The organism is Acinetobacter halotolerans (assembly GCF_004208515.1).
Lineage (GTDB): Bacteria > Pseudomonadota > Gammaproteobacteria > Pseudomonadales > Moraxellaceae > Acinetobacter > Acinetobacter halotolerans.
Window position 1 is genome coordinate 100,705 of sequence record NZ_SGIM01000003.1, and the last position, 19,575, is coordinate 120,279.

At 39.5% G+C, this 19,575-nt stretch carries 17 protein-coding genes; 7 read left to right on the plus strand and 10 right to left on the minus strand.

Annotated features, from left to right (window positions below; all coding sequences use genetic code 11):
* Positions 1 to 11: 11 nt before the first annotated feature.
* From cydB to EXE30_RS04675, 6 genes are all read right to left on the minus strand, one after another.
* Positions 12 to 1,157 carry a cytochrome d ubiquinol oxidase subunit II gene (gene cydB, locus EXE30_RS04650; RefSeq protein ID WP_130161401.1) on the minus strand — a complete coding sequence of 382 codons (1,146 nt, stop codon included), beginning with the start codon at positions 1,155 to 1,157 and terminating at the stop codon, positions 12 to 14.
* Positions 1,154 to 2,731, minus strand: coding sequence for a cytochrome ubiquinol oxidase subunit I (locus EXE30_RS04655; RefSeq protein ID WP_130161402.1), 1,578 nt, complete (start codon positions 2,729 to 2,731; stop codon positions 1,154 to 1,156). The genes cydB and EXE30_RS04655 overlap by 4 nt, the downstream gene beginning before the upstream one ends.
* Positions 2,731 to 2,922 (minus strand): cytochrome oxidase putative small subunit CydP, encoded by a 192-nt coding sequence (gene cydP, locus EXE30_RS04660; protein WP_130161403.1) that lies wholly within the window; start codon positions 2,920 to 2,922, stop codon positions 2,731 to 2,733. Before cydP ends, EXE30_RS04655 begins: the two co-directional genes overlap by 1 nt.
* Before the next feature lie 528 nt (positions 2,923 to 3,450).
* Entirely contained in the window at positions 3,451 to 4,062 is a 612-nt protein-coding gene (locus EXE30_RS04665) for an OB-fold-containig protein (protein ID WP_130161404.1), read from the minus strand.
* Between the two features lie 21 nt (positions 4,063 to 4,083).
* A complete protein-coding gene (locus tag EXE30_RS04670; protein WP_121930323.1) occupies positions 4,084 to 4,392 on the minus strand; it encodes a Rieske (2Fe-2S) protein in 309 nt (102 codons plus the stop codon).
* 16 nt (positions 4,393 to 4,408) lie between these two features.
* The gene (locus EXE30_RS04675; RefSeq protein WP_130161405.1) at positions 4,409 to 5,422 is read right to left on the minus strand and encodes an adenosine kinase; all 1,014 of its coding nucleotides are present in this window, start codon (positions 5,420 to 5,422) and stop codon (positions 4,409 to 4,411) included.
* 240 nt (positions 5,423 to 5,662) lie between these two features.
* Here EXE30_RS04675 and EXE30_RS04680 point away from each other — a divergent pair, with 240 nt between their 5' ends.
* Positions 5,663 to 8,602: an insulinase family protein gene (locus EXE30_RS04680; RefSeq protein WP_130161406.1), complete on the plus strand. Its 2,940-nt coding sequence runs from the start codon at positions 5,663 to 5,665 to the stop codon at positions 8,600 to 8,602.
* A gap of 22 nt (positions 8,603 to 8,624) precedes the next feature.
* Positions 8,625 to 9,800 (plus strand): phospholipase A, encoded by a 1,176-nt coding sequence (locus EXE30_RS04685; RefSeq protein ID WP_130161407.1) that lies wholly within the window; start codon positions 8,625 to 8,627, stop codon positions 9,798 to 9,800.
* 49 nt (positions 9,801 to 9,849) lie between these two features.
* On the opposite strand, the gene EXE30_RS04690 is transcribed toward EXE30_RS04685, so the two are convergent.
* The 3 genes from EXE30_RS04690 to ilvA form a co-directional block, all read right to left on the minus strand.
* Positions 9,850 to 11,193, minus strand: a complete 1,344-nt coding sequence (locus EXE30_RS04690) for a TrkH family potassium uptake protein (protein WP_130161408.1) — start codon at positions 11,191 to 11,193, stop codon at positions 9,850 to 9,852.
* Position 11,194: 1 nt separating this feature from the next.
* On the minus strand, positions 11,195 to 11,845 hold the full coding sequence (locus EXE30_RS04695; RefSeq protein WP_130161409.1) for a potassium channel family protein: 651 nt from the start codon (positions 11,843 to 11,845) through the stop codon (positions 11,195 to 11,197).
* A 165-nt stretch (positions 11,846 to 12,010) separates the two neighbouring features.
* Positions 12,011 to 13,555 (minus strand): threonine ammonia-lyase, biosynthetic, encoded by a 1,545-nt coding sequence (gene ilvA, locus EXE30_RS04700; protein ID WP_171457324.1) that lies wholly within the window; start codon positions 13,553 to 13,555, stop codon positions 12,011 to 12,013.
* 98 nt (positions 13,556 to 13,653) lie between these two features.
* Between ilvA and rpiA the strand changes: the two genes are divergently transcribed.
* Together rpiA and EXE30_RS04710 are read left to right on the plus strand one after the other, a co-directional pair.
* Positions 13,654 to 14,325, plus strand: a complete 672-nt coding sequence (rpiA, locus tag EXE30_RS04705) for a ribose-5-phosphate isomerase RpiA (RefSeq protein ID WP_130161411.1) — start codon at positions 13,654 to 13,656, stop codon at positions 14,323 to 14,325.
* Positions 14,325 to 15,020: a YgjP family zinc-dependent metalloprotease gene (locus EXE30_RS04710; RefSeq protein ID WP_130161412.1), complete on the plus strand. Its 696-nt coding sequence runs from the start codon at positions 14,325 to 14,327 to the stop codon at positions 15,018 to 15,020. Before rpiA ends, EXE30_RS04710 begins: the two co-directional genes overlap by 1 nt.
* Before the next feature lie 153 nt (positions 15,021 to 15,173).
* On the opposite strand, the gene EXE30_RS04715 is transcribed toward EXE30_RS04710, so the two are convergent.
* Entirely contained in the window at positions 15,174 to 16,706 is a 1,533-nt protein-coding gene (locus EXE30_RS04715; protein WP_130161413.1) for a hypothetical protein, read from the minus strand.
* Positions 16,707 to 17,002: 296 nt separating this feature from the next.
* On the opposite strand from EXE30_RS04715, the gene argC reads away from it, so the two are divergent.
* From argC to clpS, 3 genes are all read left to right on the plus strand, one after another.
* Complete coding sequence (gene argC / locus EXE30_RS04720) at positions 17,003 to 18,046, plus strand: N-acetyl-gamma-glutamyl-phosphate reductase (RefSeq protein WP_130161414.1); 1,044 nt, start codon at positions 17,003 to 17,005, stop codon at positions 18,044 to 18,046.
* Positions 18,047 to 18,127: 81 nt separating this feature from the next.
* Positions 18,128 to 18,877: a DUF6776 family protein gene (locus EXE30_RS04725; protein ID WP_130161415.1), complete on the plus strand. Its 750-nt coding sequence runs from the start codon at positions 18,128 to 18,130 to the stop codon at positions 18,875 to 18,877.
* A gap of 22 nt (positions 18,878 to 18,899) precedes the next feature.
* On the plus strand, positions 18,900 to 19,313 hold the full coding sequence (clpS, locus tag EXE30_RS04730) for an ATP-dependent Clp protease adapter ClpS (RefSeq protein WP_165382367.1): 414 nt from the start codon (positions 18,900 to 18,902) through the stop codon (positions 19,311 to 19,313).
* The last annotated feature ends 262 nt before the right edge of the window (positions 19,314 to 19,575 follow it).

Sequence of the window (19,575 nt, forward strand, 5' to 3'; positions counted from 1 at the left end):
CATCTCCTCGATTAGTACAAACTATGTGAGTTTTCTTCAACGTGTTTGTTGGTGATGACACCCCACATTTTGTAATAAGACCAAGAGGTGTAAATCAAAATGAGAGGAACAAAAATACATGCAGCAATAGTCATTACACCTAATGTCTTATGACTCGAAACCGCATCCCACATTGTCAAGCTTGCAACTGGATCTATGTTCGATGGTAATAAGAATGGAAATAATGCAAAGCCCGCAGTTAAGATTGCACCCACAATCATCAGGCTAGTACCTGTAAAACTTAAGGCTGCTTTATGTTTGGTTGCACTGAGAATCACCAATACGGCACCTAGAATTGCTGCAATTGGTGCAGCAATTGTGATTGGAAAAATCGTATAGTTATTCAGCCAACCGTGATTGGCATTGGTCAGCACTTCTTTTGCAAGCGGGTTCAGAGCAATATTCGTATCGACCACTGTAGCATAGCTATATCCTTCAATATTTCCGAAGAATAACCAAGCACCAGCAGCTAAGAAGCAAATAAGGAAGACGATTGCCATCATGCGAGTGGCTTTTGCAGAGCGTTGATATAAAGCTCCATCTGTTCGTAGCATCAACCAAGCACCACCGTGAGCACACAGCATAGACAAGCTTACAACCCCACAAATCAAAGCAAATGGGTTGAGTAATGCAAAGAAGCTACCCGTGTATTGCGAACGTAAAGTGCCATCTAAACCAAATGGGAGGCCTAGAAAAAGATTCCCAAATGCAACACCAAAGACGAGTGCAGGTACAGCACCACCAATACATAGCCCCCAGTCCCAAGAGTTACGCCATTGGGTGTTTTCCAACTTGGAGCGATAGTCAAATCCTACAGGTCTTAAGAAGAGGGCAAAAAGTACCAGTAACAGCGCCCAATACATGCCTGAGAAGGCAACCGCATAGACCATTGGCCATGCAGCAAAAAGTGCACCCCCAGCAGTAATAAACCAGACTTGGTTACCATCCCAGTGTGGTGCAATGGTATTGATCGCAGCGCGGCGCTCAGAATCTGTTTTACCTACAAATGGCATCAGTGCCATAGAGCCCATATCAAAGCCATCCGTTAGGGCAAAGCCGATCAATAAGACACCAACCAATACCCACCAGATAATTTTTAGTAGTTCGTACTCGATCATGGCTGAGCCTCCACTGTTTTCGCTTCGTGTTTTTCAAAGTGATATTTACCAGTATGTAAAGAGCTTGGGCCTAGACGCGCAAATTTGATCATTAAGTACATTTCAATAATAAGCAGTACGGTATAGAACGCCGCAAGCGCGATAATTGAACCCCAGACATCACCAGCACTAACACTCGAAGCCGATAGATGGGTTGGTAAAATTTCGCCAATTGACCATGGTTGACGACCACCTTCAGCGACATACCAACCTGTTTGTGCTGCAATCCATGGGAGTGGAAGCGAGAGTAATGCAAATTTGAGTAACCACGGTTTTTCTTCAGCATTTCGTTTAACAACCGCCCAAGTTGCTAAAAGGAAGAGTAATAGCATCAGGAAGCCAGAGGCGACCATGGCGCGGAAAGAGAAGAAAAGTGCGGCTACATTCGGAATGGTATCTTTAGTCGCAGATTGGATCTGTGCTTCGGTTGCATCAACTACATTTGGAGAGTATTTCTTCAATAAAAGACCATAACCTAAGTCTTTTTGATTTTTTTCAAATGAGGCAAGAAGTTCAGGTGAGCGATCACCCGCACGAAGTTTTTCTAACTCACTATATGCCACCATACCATTGCGAATACGGACTTCATGTTCTTTCATCAAGTCATGTAAGCCAGTGACTTCTTTATCTGTTGATCGAGTTGCGATAAGCCCCATTGCATAAGGAATCTTAATCGCATAGTCGGTACGCATTTCTTTTTGGTTAGGAATACCAAATAAGGTAAATGCTGCTGGGGCTGGTTCAGTGTGCCATTCTGCTTCAATTGCAGCGAGTTTGGTTTTTTGAACATCACCCAACTCATAACCTGATTCATCACCCAGTAAAATAACAGAGAATGTTGATGCCAAACCAAAGATTGCTGCAATCGCGAAAGAGCGACGTGCAAAGGGTAAGTCACGTTTCTTTAACAAGTAATAGCTTGAGATTGCGAGAACAAAGATCGCGCCAGTAACATAGCCAGCTGAAACGGTATGCACAAATTTGACTTGCGCCACAGGGTTGAATATCAACGCACCGAAATCCACCAATTCCATTCGCATGGTTTCATAGTTAAATGCTGCACCGACTGGGTTTTGCATCCAAGCATTCGCAATCAGGATCCACAAGGCTGACATATTTGAACCAATTGCAACCAGCCAAGTCACGCCTAAATGCTGAAATTTAGAAAGTCGATCCCAACCAAAAAAGAACAAACCAATAAAAGTGGATTCAAGGAAGAATGCCATTAAGCCTTCAATTGCGAGGGGTGCACCGAAGATATCGCCGACATAATGCGAATAATAAGCCCAGTTAGTACCGAACTGGAATTCCATGGTTAAACCAGTGGTGACACCCAAAGCGAAGTTAATCCCAAAGAGTTTTCCCCAAAACTTAGTCATGTCTTTATAAATTTCTTTGCCTGAAATCACATAGGTGGTTTCCATAATGGCAAGAATAAATGCAAGACCTAAGGTAAGTGGAACGAAAAGAAAGTGATACATCGCAGTCATTGCAAACTGGAACCGCGAAAGATCAACCACGCTTTCTGAAATCATCAACGTGTCTCCTGAGTGTTAGATATGTTGCCAGCAATACGCTCGGCAACTTGATTGTCAAAATCTTTTGGAATTGTTGGTGCATCAAACCAAATATGTTTAATGACCAAGAGAAGGATTACTTTAATAATAAGAATGATCGTGATTTCATGAATTAATCGCCGATTTTGATCTTTAGAACTTATGTTCATAGAACCACATTTCATATTAATGGGGAGATAGTATTTATTATTAAATAAAATGCATTGAAAATAAACTTTATGGGATTTTTAACTATTTATTTTAAATAAAATATTTGAAAACAATGGTATACATTTATTATATTATTATTTTTATATTAACCAACTAAAATGGTTTGATTTTGTTTTTAAATCCGACTAAAATGCTTATAATTAAAAAATGAAAACCAATTAAAATGATATGAATTATTTTACTGCTGATAGGCATTAAGTCTATTAAAATGGTATGAATTAAAAATATATAATATTTACATGAGGTTGTGAGGGCTGGTGCGTAAATAGACGAGGATAAAAATAAAATACTTTGATACCCTAGTATTTCAGTATAGATTTTTAAATAGAAATAAGATGTATTTCCATTTAGTCTTTTGGATTTGATCGGGGAATTGGGTTAGAAGATAGAAAAGCTATTTTTTAGTAAATTTATTGTATCATTTTGTAAAAAATGCATTGTATGAATGTAATAATCAAGATTAAAGGTTAATCAGGAGTAAATAATTTATTTGAGATTGATATTTTTTTCGCCAAATAATATGCATTTGATTTTTGGCTGATGAGAAGAACTTGAGACTGCAATTCTAATTCGCCATATTCAGGTTCGACTTGTACATAATACAATTGACCAAATTCATCACGTACACGCGCTTGTGCGGAGAAACCAGGACGAGCATTTCCGGTGGAGATCGTTGCTAAACGACCCACGAGATTGGCATGAGTGTGATTGACTTTTGGCTTAATCACTTGATCTAGGCAATGGATCATAAACACTGTAAAGAATATGTCGATGATTAATGCAGGTATAAAGAGGTAGTAAGGAGAAATGAAATAATGCTGAATAGCAAAAAAAGAGAGTTCGAGAAAATATCCAGCAAAACTAAAATTAATCAGCAGAAAAACAACGATTAAATATTTAGAAAATTTCACGTCTAATAAAGGTGAATTTAAAATCCACTCAGGGGTGAGTTTCTTGACCAAATAACTTGGACGTAAACCAATAAAAATTCCAATCGTTTCTGCAATGCTGAGCAAAATCAAAGCAACCACGCTCATGTGAAATGGCATAAGGTAGTAATTAAAGAAAAACTCAGTCATCGCAGAATTCTAGCTTAGGTATCAATCAATGATATAAATACCACCATCGGAGTGGACTTCCAAGTTTACTTTTTCAAGGAAGTCACCCAGACATGGTCCAGAAATACATTCGCCCGTTTCAACAGAAAACAAGGCACCATGAGTAGAGCATTGAATATATTCACGATCTTGATCTAAAAACTGATTTTCTAAATACTCAAGCTCTGTTTGCAAATGCGGACAAACATTTTGATAGGCATAAAAATTGCCATCTTTTTGAGTAACGAAAATGGTTGTTCCTTTCAAAGTATCGTATGCACGAGACTCACGTTCAGGGACTTCCTCAGTCATGCAAATCTTTTCCATGTTAAGCACATTCCTGTTGCGATGTTTTAAATTGCTCAAATAGTTTAGCGTAGTTTTCGACGGCTAAACGAGGTCCAAATTGGGCAACAACTTCACTCGAAATCAGAATGGCGAGTTGAGCTGCAGCCTCTAAGCTTAAATCAGCATTAATTGCATATAAAAATGCACCAGCAAAGGCATCGCCAGCACCATTGGCATCCACAGCTTCAACATGACGACCAGCAACATGAAATTGCTGTGCAGGGTCAATAATCATTGCGCCATTTGCACCTTGGGTAATAACGATATGTTGATTATTTAATTTTAATATTTCAATTGCAGCATCAAGATTTTCAGTGTTCGTAAACATCAATGCTTCTTGTTCGTTACAGAACAATAAATCAACGCCATCATCCAACAACTCTTCTAAACCTTGACGTGCGTATTGCACCATCGCAGGATCGGAAAGCGATAGTGCTATTTTTACACCGTGTGCTTTGGCTATTTCACGGGCTTGCTTTACTGCTTTGCGAGCAGTATCACTAGTAGATAAATAACCCTCAATGTAGAGCCATTTTGCTGTTTTTAATGGTTCAAAATCGATTTGTTCAGCTGTTAGTTCAGCGGTGATGCCGAGATAGGTGTGCATGGTGCGTTCTGAGTCTGGGCTAATCAGGACCATACATGTTCCCGTTACACCTTCACTGATAGATCGTTTGGTCGTTTTGATTCCAGCATCATTTAAACCTTTTAGGTAAATTGAACCAAGTTCATCGTTTCCAACGCGACACCCATAAAAAGCTGTACTTCCTAATGCACTGAATGCAACCGTTGTATTAGCTGCTGAACCACCACTGGCTTGACCTTTATAGGTCTGTGTATCTTGTAATTTTTGATATAAAGCCGCTTGGGTATCACCATCAGCCAACTGCATCGTACCTTTTTGCAATGCTTGTTGAGTTAAAAACTCATTTGAAACTTTAAATTCTTGGTCAATGAGCGCATTTCCAATTGCAAAAAGATCAACAGTCGCCATGTTTGTCATCACAGTAAAATCAAAAACTAAAGTTTACACCAATGCTCAGGATTACTGTAGTTTGTTGAAAAAAATTCAGGTGTTAAGTTCATTGACGTAAACAGAAGATCGAATTAAACGCTTACCACTCGCTGAATTTTTCTACAAAAATAGACTAATTTACATGGATATCCATAGGTATTCTTCGGTAGACTCTCTACTATCAATCGTCGTTAATTAAATAGATAAATTGGAGATCACATGACTGTAGATGTTTCTGAAAGCATTACTCAAACTATTCACCCTGCGTTTCAGCTATTACGTCAACACCATGTAGAAGCACTCGATATTCATGTTTCAGAATATAAGCATAAAGTGACAGGTGCCGTTCATTATCACTTGGCAACAGAGCATGATGAAAATGTATTCTTAGTCGCTTTTAGAACACAACCCATGGATTCAAAAGGCGCGGCACATATTTTAGAGCACACCGCTTTGTGTGGCTCTGAAAAGTTTCCAGTACGTGATCCATTCTTTTTAATGATCCGCCGTTCACTCAATACGTTTATGAATGCGTTTACCGCTGCAGATTGGACTGCGTATCCGTTTGCGACTCAGAATAAGAAAGATTTTCAAAACTTATTGTCTGTGTATTTAGATGCGGCATTTGCTGCGAATCTGAACCCTTTAGATTTTGCTCAGGAAGGTATACGTATAGAGCTTGAAAATGATCAAGCCGTTTACAAAGGTGTGGTGTTTAATGAAATGAAAGGGGCAATGAGTTCTCCGACAGATCAGCTTTACCACCAACTTGCACACCATCTATTCCCAAAAACGACTTATCACTATAACTCTGGTGGTGATCCGAAAGATATTCCTGATCTGAGTTATGAGCAGCTTGTTGATTTCTATAAAACGCATTATCACCCAAGTAATGCAGTATTTATGACTTTTGGTAATCAAAGTGCTTATGATTTACAAGAGCAGTTCGAAAAATTAGCATTGCATAAGTTTTCTCAGGGTACGACCTTATATTCAACGCCAGAGCAACGCTTAGCTGCGCCAGTTGAAGTCACTGAAAGCTATGCTGTTGATAGTGAAGATTTAAAAGATAAAACCTATCATGTTATGTCATGGTTGTTGCCTGAAACCAGTGATATCAAACTTCGTTTAGGGATGCGTTTAGTTGAAGGGATTTTATTAGAAAACTCGGCATCGCCATTACGACATTACTTAGAAACCTGTGGTTATGCACAATCAACAGGCCCAATTATGGGTGTAGATGATAGTAACTTTGAAATGACCTTCTATTGTGGCGTTCAAGGATCAAATGCTGAGCATGCTGAAACCTTTAAAAATGGTGTATTAAATATTCTAAAAGATGTTGCATCCAAACCAGTAAATACTGATTTGGTCGATGCTATTCTTCATCAAATTGAATTGCATCAACGTGAAATCAATGGAGATGGAACGCCTTATGGTCTAAGTCTAATTTTGAATGGTTTGGGTTGTGCAATTCATCATTCCGATCCAATTCATGTCTGGGATGTGGATGCAGCGATTGAACAGGTGAAGGAAGAGTTGAAAGACCCAATGTGGTTGTCCAACTTGATTCAAACACATTTGTTAGATAATCCTCATCGTGTGCAAATGACACTAGTGCCTGACGCAACTAAATCAGTAAAAGAGCAAGAAGCTGAACAAGCACGGTTAGCTGAAATCACTGCAAATCTAACAGATGCTCAGAAAATTGAAATTCAAGAGAAAACTGAAGCGCTGAAAAAACGCCAAGATACGCCAGATGATTTGGAGTTGTTACCTAAAGTTGGTTTAGAAGATGTACCTGCTGATTTACAGATTGTGCAAGGTCAGTTACGAGAAATTATCTGTAATCGTTTAGATACACCATTGAATCTATATCATGCTGGTACGAACGGAATTTATTATCAACAAGTCTTGATACAAGTGCCTGATGAAATCGTACACTCACCTTATTTCAACTTGCTCTCTATTTTGATGGGTGAGGTTGGTGCTGGCGAATATAACTATCTCGAGTTCCAACAAATTCAAACTGCGGTCAGTGGTGGTTTAGGCATGGGCGCATCTTTGCGTAGCAAGGTTGATGATAAAGATCGTATCAGTGCTTGGTTAACTTTAACGACTAAATCGCTCACCCAAAAACTCGATACGATTCAGCTATTGAAGCTTGCTTTTGAAAAACTACGTTTCGATGAGAAAGATCGAATCATTGAGTTGTTGCAACAACGTAAAACGCGTTGGCAGTCGCGTTTGTCGGGTTCTGGTCACAGTTATGCAATGCAAGCTGCTTCGCGTCAAATGAGTGCTTTAGCACGCCGTGACTATCATAATACAGGTCTAGGTGCGTTAAATTGGCTCAGTGATTTAGTCACTAAAATTGATCAAGATGACACGGCTTATCAAGCGTTAATTGAAGAATTGAAAGCTATTCATCGTAAGCTTTTGCAAGCACCGAAACAGTTCTTATTGGTCTGTGAAGAACATCAGTCTGATCGTTTGGTTGAAGAAATCCAAAATGTTTGGGATAAGTTAGAGGTTGATCAGACACCAGTCACTTTAACTCAAGTTGAACAAGTAAATACCAGCACTGATGAGGCGTGGTTGATTCAAGCCAATGTACAGTTCTGTGCATCTGCTTATCAAGCCGTGGATGTGGCACACCCTGATGCAGCGCCATTAATGGTCTTGGCAGCGTATCTCCGTAATGGATTCTTACACAGTGCAATCCGTGAAAAAGGGGGAGCATACGGTGGTGGTTCAAGTTACGATGGCAATGCTTGTTCATTCCGTTTCTTTAGCTATCGTGATCCGCGTTTGGCAGAAACATTTAATGATTTTGAAGCAAGTGTGCAATGGTTATTTAATACTGAACAGCAATCATATCAATTAGAAGAGGCGATTTTAGGTTTGGTTGCAAGTATGGATAAACCTGGCTCACCTGCTGGCGAAGCGATTACTGCATGTTATTCGTGGTTGCATGGTCGAACACCGAAATTCCGAAAGTTGTTACGTGAACGTTTACTCAATGTGACTTTCGAAGATTTACAACGTGTAGCGAAACAATATTTGCTTGAGCAAACACCAGTGAAAGCAGTCGTTGCCCCGTTCGCTAAGCGCGAGGAATTGCAGAAACTTGGATTTGAGATTCAACAGGTCAATTAAAAAATAAAGACTGGAGATATGTATGGCGTTCAAATCTTTTGAGCGTGGCTATTTTGAGCCAAGTATATTTGTAATACTTGGTTCTTTGACCGCTTCGTTCGCAAACGCGCAAGAGTTTGCTCCAATAAGCCCAGCCACAGCTGAGGCGTGTGTTGCTTTAGCCTCGAATGCTGATCGTTTAGCTTGCTATGACCAACTTTTTAAATCACCCACACTGATTCAGTCACAAGCGGCGATTGCTGAGCCTGAACCTATGACAGTTACAAAATCAGTGGTGGTTGAGCGTGAGAGTGAAGCCAGCCAACCTGAGTCATTAAGAGATAAAGTGGTTCAAAAGGTGAGTGACTTACATATCTTAGGTGCTGCGCCAAAGTTTGACCCAAATGTTTCTTTATTAGATCGTCGTTGGGAACTTTCTGAAGAAAGTAAATTAGGTGTCTGGAATATCCGAGCCTATCAGCCAGTCTATTTACTGCCCGTTTTCTGGACCAGTAATAAAAACGAATTTCCAAATAGTCCAAATCCACAAAACACGGTGGAAGAGAAACAGGACTTAACGTCAGCAGAGGCTAAGTTTCAAATCTCATTAAAGACCAAAGCTTGGGAAAATATTTTTGGTAACAATGGTGATCTTTGGGTGGGATATACTCAGTCTTCACGTTGGCAGGTTTATAACTCAGAGGAGTCTAGACCGTTCCGTGAGACTAATTATGAGCCTGAAGCAAGCCTCATGTTTAGGACCAATTACAATGTATTGGGTTTAAACGCAAGGTTACTGGGTGTGACATTAAATCATCAATCAAATGGTCGTTCTGATCCATTATCTCGTAGTTGGAATCGTGTGATTTTTAATTTCGGATTTGAAAAGGATAATTTTGCATTGATGTTGCGCCCTTGGTACCGTGTCGAAGAAGATGCTAAAGATGATAATAATCCAGATATTAAGGATTACATCGGACGTGGTGATTTAACTGCTTTTTATCGACATAAACAAAATGATTTTTCTTTGATGTTACGTCATTCACTGAAGGGTGGTGATCGTTCCAATGGTGCGGTGCAGTTTGACTGGGCATTTCCGATCAAAGATAAACTGCGCGGACATTTTCAGATTTTCGACGGTTATGGTGAGAGCCTGATTGATTATAACCATCGTGCAACGTATGTAGGTTTAGGCGTATCCTTGATGAACTTGTATTAAGTTAATTTAAGTCTAAAAAAAAGCAGATGAAATCATCTGCTTTTTTTTATTATCCAATTTGAATGTTGGCAGGAGGGTGTTTTAAACGGCTCTTCTTCGGTGTTGCAATTAAATAGGCTAAAGTCAGTGGCCCAAGCCGCCCCGTAAACATGAGCAAACACAGCATTAATAAACTACCATCTTGTAGTTCACCCGTCACACCTCTGGAAAGTCCAACAGTACAAGCAGCGGATAAGACCTCAAACATCAGATCTAGAACATCTAACTCAGGTTCTAGGATAAGTATGATAAAGCCACCTATAAAAATTAACATGCCTGTAATAGAGGCGACAGCTAATGCTTTATATGTTGTTTCTGGAGAAATAGCATGGTTGAAGACGCGGATTTCATCATTACGCCTCAAGAACGCTACAACACATAAAACCAAGATCACAAACGTGCCAATCTTAATCCCACCTGCTGTACTGAGTGAGCCACCACCAATAAACATGAGTAACATGGTTAATAATGTGGTGCTGTTATTCATCGAGCCTGTATCAAGCGTATTAAAGCCTGAAGAACGTGGGACAGTTGCTTGAAACCATGAGTTAACGGCTTGTTCACCCAAACTCATATTACCTAAAGTCATCGGATTGCGCGCTTCAAGTAACCAAATCGCGATAAAAGCAATAATATTGATAATGATGATTGTGCTGATTACTAACTTACTGTTGGGGCTAAGTTTTCGCCATTTCTTATTCTGTTTTATGTCCATTAAAACCAAAAAACCAATTCCACCACAAATATAAAGCAGGCTAACAACCATACAAATAAAATAATTGCTATAAAAGTTCATCAAGCTATTATCAAATAATGAAAATCCTGCATTATTGAAAGCGGAGATACTATAAAAGATGGAATAATAGATTCCTTTGGGGATCCCGTAGAGTGGAATAAACGTGGTAGCTAATAGAATAGCCCCAATTAACTCAAAGAAAACTGTATAAGCAACAACCCCTTTAGCAATAAAGGTCACTTTAGATAAGCTGGTTTGACCTAAACTTTCTTGTGCCATCATTTGTTGTCGCAAGCCAACTTTTGGAGACAAACTGAGCGCAGCTAATATCGCAAAGGTCATAAAACCAAGTCCACCAGACTGAATCATTAATAAAATGATCAATTGCCCAAAATGTGTATATGATTCGCCTACATTGACAACAGACAGGCCCGTGATGGTTACTGCTGAAGTTGCGGTGAAGAACGCATCCATCCAAGAGACTTGTCCTGTATGTGCGAAAGGAAGTTTGAGTAGAATCGTCCCAATCACGATGAAGCTTAAGAAGCCAATCGCGAGTAAGGAGGGTGGGCTCAGATTAAAAATCCTTTGTTTTTGTACTTGTGTATTCGTTGTCATTTTATTGGAAGCACTCAGACAGTTTTTTTAGATTTGGCAATAGTCCCTCAAGGATAAGTACATCGCCTCTATGTAAGGTAAAATTGCAATCTGTCTCGTAAAAAATTTGTTGATTCCGTTTGACCAATAAAAGTTTGACATGAGGCGCAAGCTGCATCAGTCCTGATAAGTTAATGCCATGTAATTTGTCAATAATTGGAACTTTAATAATAAAGTGATCATCATCCAATGCCATATAGCGGCTTACCATTGGGTAATTAAGCGCCTGTGCTACCCGAACCCCCATATCTTCTTCAGGATGGATAATTTTATTGATATTTAAATGTGACAGAATCGTATGGTGGGCTTTGGTTTTTGCTTTCACCCAAATTTTATCAATTCCTAAATTTTTTAGGCTCAGCACACAAAGGATACTGGCCTCAATGTCTTCACCAATCGCGACCACAACAGCATCACAGTTTTGTACGTTTAGTTCATCAAGAACGTGCTCATCAGTTGCATCTGCGATAACTGCATGTGTAATTTGATTAGCGAGATTCTCGACATTCCGCTTTTGGATGTCGATACCAATAACATCATGATTCAGTTTAGTCAGCTCTAAGGCAACTGTTGCACCAAAACTCCCTAAGCCAATAATTGCAAACTGTGCCATGCGTACCCCTAAACCAATGATCAGAAAATATTTTTATTCATTTTATTGAGAATTAAGAAGGGTGTGTGTAATTTTTTTTAGAAAAATAAAATTATCGGTATTTTGGGAGGCAAAAAAAGGATTGAGCTCGGTAATATAGAGCTCAATCCTTTTGGTCGAGTTGTTTTATTTCAAGAAACGTTGATATCCAATGTTATTGGTAATCTCCGCATATGGATAAGTAATTTGTTCTAAGGTTTCAATCAGTCCATCTGGGTTTTGCTTCGCATCAGTGGCTTGTAAAGCAACCAGTACTCGACCTTCGGCAGCGCCGTGATTACGATAGTGAAATAGCGTAATGTTATGGGTTGGGCCTAAACGCTCTAAAAAGGTGAGCAGAGCACCTGGACGTTCAGGGAATTCGACACGGAATAAACGTTCATTTTCCAGATTTGCATGGCCACCAATTAAATAACGGATATGTAGCTTTGCGACCTCATCATCAGATAAATCATCGACTTCATATTGTTGTTTGAGCAACTCATGAATCTCATGGCGTTCGATTTCACCACCTTTTAAGCTAATCCCAACAAATACCTGAGCTAGACCGCTATTGCTGGCACGATAGTTAAACTCAGTAATATTGCGACCTTGTAAAGCGCGACAGAATTTTAAAAATGCGCCTTTTAGCTCAGGAATCGTCACTGCATAAATGGCTTCTTTGCGCTCACCTAATTCGGTTCGCTCAGCAATATAGCGGAGGCGATCAAAATTCATGTTTGCACCACAAACAATCGACACCATATTTTTATTCGTCAAATGATGTTGCGCCACATATTTCTTGATCCCTGCTAATGCCATTGCACCAGAAGGTTCAACAATACTGCGGTTCTCGTCATAGGTGTCTTTAATTGCTGCACAGATTTCATCTGTATCGACGGTCACTACATCGGGTTCAACAATTGGACCTGAATTGTCAGATTTACGCAGTTTGACCATTTCAAATGGTAACTCACCAATCTGTGCTACCGCCGTGCCATCTGCAAATAAACCGACATGCGGTAAAATCACACGTTCATTGGATTCAAGTGCAGCTTTTAAACAAGCCGATTCTTCATATTCCACGCCTATAACTTTGACGTGAGGTGCGACTTCACCTAAATATGCTGCAACACCTGCGATTAAACCGCCACCGCCAACAGCAACAAAAACATATTCAACATCACGCCATTGACGAAGTAATTCATTGGCAATGGTGCCTTGTCCAGCGATAACGAGTTCATCATCATATGGAGGAATAAAAACTAAACCTTCCGTTTCCGCGCGTTGTTTGGCGTATTTATTGGCAACATCAAAGCTATCGCCATGTAAAACCACTTGACCACCTAAACTTTTAACTGCCTGAACCTTAATATCAGGTGTTGTGCTTGGCATCACAATAATAGCAGGAATACCGAGTTTTTTACCTGATAAAGCAACACCTTGAGCATGGTTGCCAGCAGAAGCGCAGATTACGCCTCGATCTAACTGATCTTTAGGAAGTTGGCTGATGCGGTTATAGGCGCCACGCAGTTTAAAAGAAAATACAGGTTGTAAGTCTTCGCGTTTAAAGCGAATGTTATTATTAATTTTTTGACTAATTCGGGGAGCTGCTTCAAGCGGTGTTTCAATCGCAACATCATAAACCGTTGCTTGTAAAATTTGTCGTACCACACGAGACAGCATGTTCATCTTCCCTATAACAGTTTAAAATAGGGGATCATTGTAGCAAACCCCTGTACATTTGCGCTGTTTTCTTGCAGCAAATGTCAAAATAGTTGAGTGAAGTCATGAGTCTATATGCAACCCAAGATGAAAAAAAACAAGCAGCCGCAAAAGCCGCTTTAAAACATTTACCTAAAGGCGGCATTTTAGGCGTGGGAACTGGAAGTACGGTTAACTTTCTCATTGATTTATTGCCTGAGTTACAACTTGAAGCGGCTGTTGCAAGTTCCAATGCAACTGCAGAGCGATTAAAAAAACTTGGAATTGACGTTGTTGATATGAACTCAGTTGGGGGCTTAGATGCTTATGTAGATGGTGCTGATGAAATTGACCGTCACATGCATATGATTAAAGGTGGTGGAGCTGCATTGACTCGTGAAAAAATTGTTGCCTCAATTGCAAAGAAATTCGTATGTATTGTCGATGACTCTAAATGGGTAGATCAATTGGGGAGAGATTTCCCATTACCTGTTGAAGTTATTCCAATGGCACGTTCAGCTGTTGCTCGTAAAATCGTCGCTTTGGGTGGTGATCCTGCTTATCGTGAAGGTGTAGTGACTGATAATGGAAATGTCATCTTAGATGTATTTAATTTAAATATCTTAAATGCCATTGATGTAGAAAAAACCATTAATAATATTCCAGGCGTAGTAACGAATGGTATTTTTGCATTAAACCCAGCGAGCATTGCAATTGTTGCAACAGACAATGGTATTGAAGAGCGTACTGCTCAATAATGCAGTCAGTTTCTTTGCAAGCATTGTTACCTGAAGTAAAAGTTGTTCGACATGCAAGGGCGAGAAATTTGCGTTTGCGTGTTGAGCCAACGGGTATACGTCTCACTGTTCCTCCATTTTGTACTAAAACTCAAATTCACCAATTTTTAAAACAGTCAGAACAATGGTTGATCGATACTTGGTCGAAACAGCAGCAACAGTTAAATCAAACGAATACTTTACCTCAAGAATTGTATTTATTCCGTCATTCGCAACCTTTTCATGTTATTCAACAGCAACAACGTTATATTTTTAGGTTTGATTGGGATCAGCAAATTTTATTTATTCGTAATCAACAAGCTGAACAAGCCTTGCAATCAGCAGTTTTTTCATATGCAAAACAATTCTTACCTGAATATTTGAATCAAGTTAGCCAAGAAATTGGCTTGCCTTACCAAGCGTGTGCAATCCGAAAACCAAAAACACGCTGGGGAAGTTGTAGTTCAAAGCATGACATCATGTTGAATGCAGCATTGGTACTGATGCCTGAATCTAATGTGCGGGCGGTGTGTGTACACGAATTAGCACATACCAAGCATTTTGATCATAGTGCCGCATTTTGGAATGAGGTGGCTAAACACGATCACAATTATCTAGAGCATCGCAGGCAGTTAAAACAGATACAGCTACCGCATTGGTATTATAAAAAAATATAAGTTAGGGCTCTGATTAGACATTATAGAAACGGCCGCATTGAGCAGCTAACACAATGCAAATATGCCAAGCTTGCAACAAGCTTGGCATATTGTTTTTAAAACACTCACATACGCAATTGAAAATATACTCAGTTGCTTGTGTGCAGAGGTGATCTACGAACTAAAACTACATTGTAACTGCGTGCTTTGTAATTGATCAGGTGCTTTGCGAGAATCTAAACCAGCACTTGCACCCAATACTTGATTGGCTTTGATATTCACTTGCACAAATTGGTATTGTAAGTTGTTATTACTTGGCTCTGGTGAGCTACTATTTAACAGGTATTCGTGATTTTCTTTATCTGCCTGTAGTATATTGTCTGTACTGTCTCCATCTAATTTCGATCGAAATTTCTGATTATTCTTGGTGAGTTCTAGCCAGCCATCAGCACGAATATTAAGGTGGCAATCTTGACTATTATCTTTATAGTGACCAATCAAATATTCGATAGAAGGCAAACTATGATTTATGTTGTTTATTCCTGTAATCCCTTGTTTACATGGATAAATTGAACCATTGCATGTTGCAGTTGTGTCTGAAAAACCAACAGCACGACGGTAATCACCTGCACCAGCGATACGAACATTATGTGGGATCGATGGATTCGCTGATGGCACAACACCCGAATAGCTTCTTTGTTGTAATTGGGTATAGTGAGATGGATTAGAAGTCTTTTGATTATAAACATCTGCAAGTTGCAACACCGCTTGTCTTAATGAGGCGGCATATTGTTCTCTGGTATTTTTTTGATTATTCGCAATATCGATGATGGTGTTTTCAGCAGGGTTAATGTTATCTGGTGTTGTGGGTACAATAGCAGTCAAAGCTTCTTGATCACCACGAATTTTTTTTGCATCAAGATAACCATCCCTTAGATCAATAGCTAAGTTTTTAGAGAACTCTCCGAAGTCGCTATTGGGATATATATTAGCCCATTGCTGTAAGTAACCAAAACTCAGATAGGTATTTAAATATAATCCAGTATTTACATCGGTACTTTGTGGTGAGAATACATTTAGTATATTTGATGGGCTCACGTTGGTGATGTTGAGATATTTAAAGGCACTCAATAACGCAGTTTCAACATCTGATGTAGCAAGTTCAAGCTGTCCTGCTGTGACGGTCATTGCATAGTTGCTTTCATCACTTGGTAACTGTCCCGAACGAACTAAAGCACGTTGATAAATTGCCTCGCTGCTGGGATTGATAAATATCGTTTGCGTTAAATCGCTGACATCAACTTTGACTAAAGTTCGCAATGTCAGATCAATTTTTTTATATTGGCGGCTAATAAAATCGTATATCAAAGAATTAGGCGTGGTTGTTAATTCAACTCGATATAAGCGGTTTTTATTCAGAATCTCAGGCAGGGTAATCGCCAAATCGGTGGTTGTGCTAAAATTTTGTTCTAAGACTAATCGGTCATCAACGTTATCAAAGACTTTAACAACAACTTCACGTATTTCGACTGGTACTTTAATATTAAAGTTTTTCGGTTTTTGGGCGATGACCTCTTCAGGTGGAGTACTCTTACGTGCTTCACTCTCACCACTACCACAACCAATCAAAGCTGAACTAAGTAGAAGTGTACTCAACCCTAAGCAAATATGATGATGTAATCTTTGTTCTGACATCAAAGAAGGCATTCCAGCTCTCCAGAAATTTTGCATCCATGAAATTTTTTATTACCGCATCGTTTTATTCTATGCGAATCCTATACTGATTCAATAGTCTTTCTTGACCAATGGTAAAATCAGCTCAAAATAAAAGAATACCTTTTCTCTTTCTATATATCTGATTTTTGCAATATAAGCCAATTGATTCATGTTAATTTGACGATTACTACTCGTTTTATTTTCTTATAAGTTAGAGACTTGAAGATTGTGTAAAACAAGCCAAACTGCCATACTATTTGCCTAAATGAAAGTTAGAGGTGTGACACGTGATTTCTGTTGGTATTGTTGGTGGAACTGGATACACTGGGGTTGAACTTTTACGTCTATTGTTAAGACATTCACAAGTTCAAGTCAGTATTCTCACTTCTCGTACTGAAGCTGGAAAGCGTGTTGCAGATATGTTCCCAAGTCTACGAGGACATACTGATCTTAAGTTTTCTGATCTTGATTTGGATCAGCTTAAACAGTGTGATGTGGTCTTTTTTGCAACGCCGCATGGTGTTGCCATGCAGCATGCTGAGGATTTGGTTGCTGCTGGTACGAAAGTAATTGATCTTGCAGCAGATTTTAGGTTACAGGATTTAGCTCAATTTGAGAAATGGTATGGCATGCAACATCATTGTCCAACTGTACTCAAAGAATCAGTTTATGGTTTAACCGAATTGAATCGCGAGAAAATCAAACAAGCGAATGTGATCGGTAATCCTGGTTGTTACCCAACCACGGTTCAGCTCGGCTTGGCACCCTTATTAAAAAATCGTTTAATCAATACGCAAAGTATTATTGTTGATGCGAAATCTGGTGTGTCGGGTGCAGGACGTAAAGCTAGCCTCGGTATGATTTATAGTGAAAATGCGGATAATTTCAAAGCCTATAGTGTTGCAGGACACCGTCATCATCCAGAAATTGTTGAAGCCCTTGAGAATATTTCAGGACAAAAAGGTCAGTTTGATCAACTAATTTTTGTTCCACATTTGGTTCCAATGATTCGTGGTATGTTAAGTACGATTTATGTTGATTTAACTGAGTTGGGTCAACAAACAGATCTACAAGCATTGTATGAGAGCTTCTATCAAAATGAACGTTTTGTAGATGTGATGCCTGCCAATAGTTCCCCTGAAACACGTAGTGTCCGCGGTGCAAATGAATTGCGTATCGCAATACATCAACCTCAACCGAATAAGTTAATTGTGCTCGTTGCACAAGATAATTTGGTGAAAGGTGCAGCAGGTCAGGCAGTTCAAAATATGAACTTGATGTTTGGCTTTGATGAAGCAACAGGTTTAGAAGGTATTGGTTTATTACCATAAAAAACGCTTTTCTACTTCACACACATTTAAAATTGGATTTAAATGTGTGCTTTGATGTAGATCGTAACGATAGAGATAATGATGGATAACGTTGAACCAACGACTTCACCAGAAAGTTCGGTTGAGAAAAACAAATTCTTAAAGACGAATTTACCTTTACTTATTGCTGCAACTATTCTTATTGGTAGTAGTTTTATGATTGGTTATACAGTTGGGCACCGTCAAGGATTAACCGTTGTTGGTTATGATGCTGATGCTGAACAGTTGGTAGATGTTGTTCAAAAGCAAAAGACAGCATTAGACTCTATCAACAAAAGCCTGAATGCCGCTGTTCAAGAGCGGGATATGGCTGTGGGTAATGCTGATGATCTATTCAAAGCGGTCAATCAAGCCAACGCTGATAAAATGCAGTTTGAGGGCATGAATGCTATTTATCGGGATATTTTAAGACAGCGTGGTGGTGTGAGTTTGACGATTCAGAGTTTGGCGATTAAGTCTTTACCTGAAAACGCTTTCGAATACCAAATTGACCTTGTTCAAGTGAGCCCGAATAAACGCCGTGCAGCAGGATCTGTTGAATTGCGTCTAATTCGAAATACTGAAATTTTGGATGTACCATTAGAAGATAAAAGCTTTAATTTTGATGACTTTGAGCGTTTAACTGGACGTTGGACCATGCCAAAAGGATTTACGCCACAGTTTGTCGAAGTGCGTTTATCGGGTAGTGGCACACCAGTTATTAAACGTTTTAGCTGGCAACGTGGTCAACCTGTTGATTTAAACTCTGCTTTTGTGTCAGAAATTCCTCAAGCTGAAGCAAATGCTCAGTAAATTTATAGATTAAGAACCGAATATGCGAAGATATCGACGTCAAATGAATTTAAGTGAAGTGAAAAACTCTTTTCATCAATCGGGTTATGTTGACTGGCACTTAAATCCTCGTTTAAGTGATTCGCAAGAGGATCATGATGGTGAGCTGGTCGTGCAAACAGCTCCACCGGCCGTACAGCGACCACCATTGTATGCAGTTGTTTTGTTGAACGATGATTACACCCCAATGGATTTTGTGATTGATGTACTGCAAAGTTATTTCTCTATGGACTTGGATCAAGCAAGTCAAGTGATGCTAACAGTCCATTATGAAGGCAAGGGCACTGCGGGTATTTATCCTCGAGATATTGCTGAAACTAAAGCAAATCAAGTTAACAATTATGCGCGTGCACAAGGGCATCCATTGCTTTGTCAGATCGAACCTGAGCAGCGTTAAGAAAAGCAACGCTTTTTAGCTGCGCAAGACGAGGGCTATGCCCGATTGGCGAGTAAAGAAAAGCAACGCCCTTGCGGAATATATTCCTCATGCACAAGACGAGCACCTATGTTGCGAATGGCGGGATAAAACTTAAAGCATCGCTTAGAGGCTTTATCCTAAGAAGTTTTTAAAGCAACTTAAAAACCATAGCTTGCGGGATAAATGGCTCATACGTTCGTGTGGCGAGTAAAAAGCGAAGCCTTTGAGGGTATACCCATAC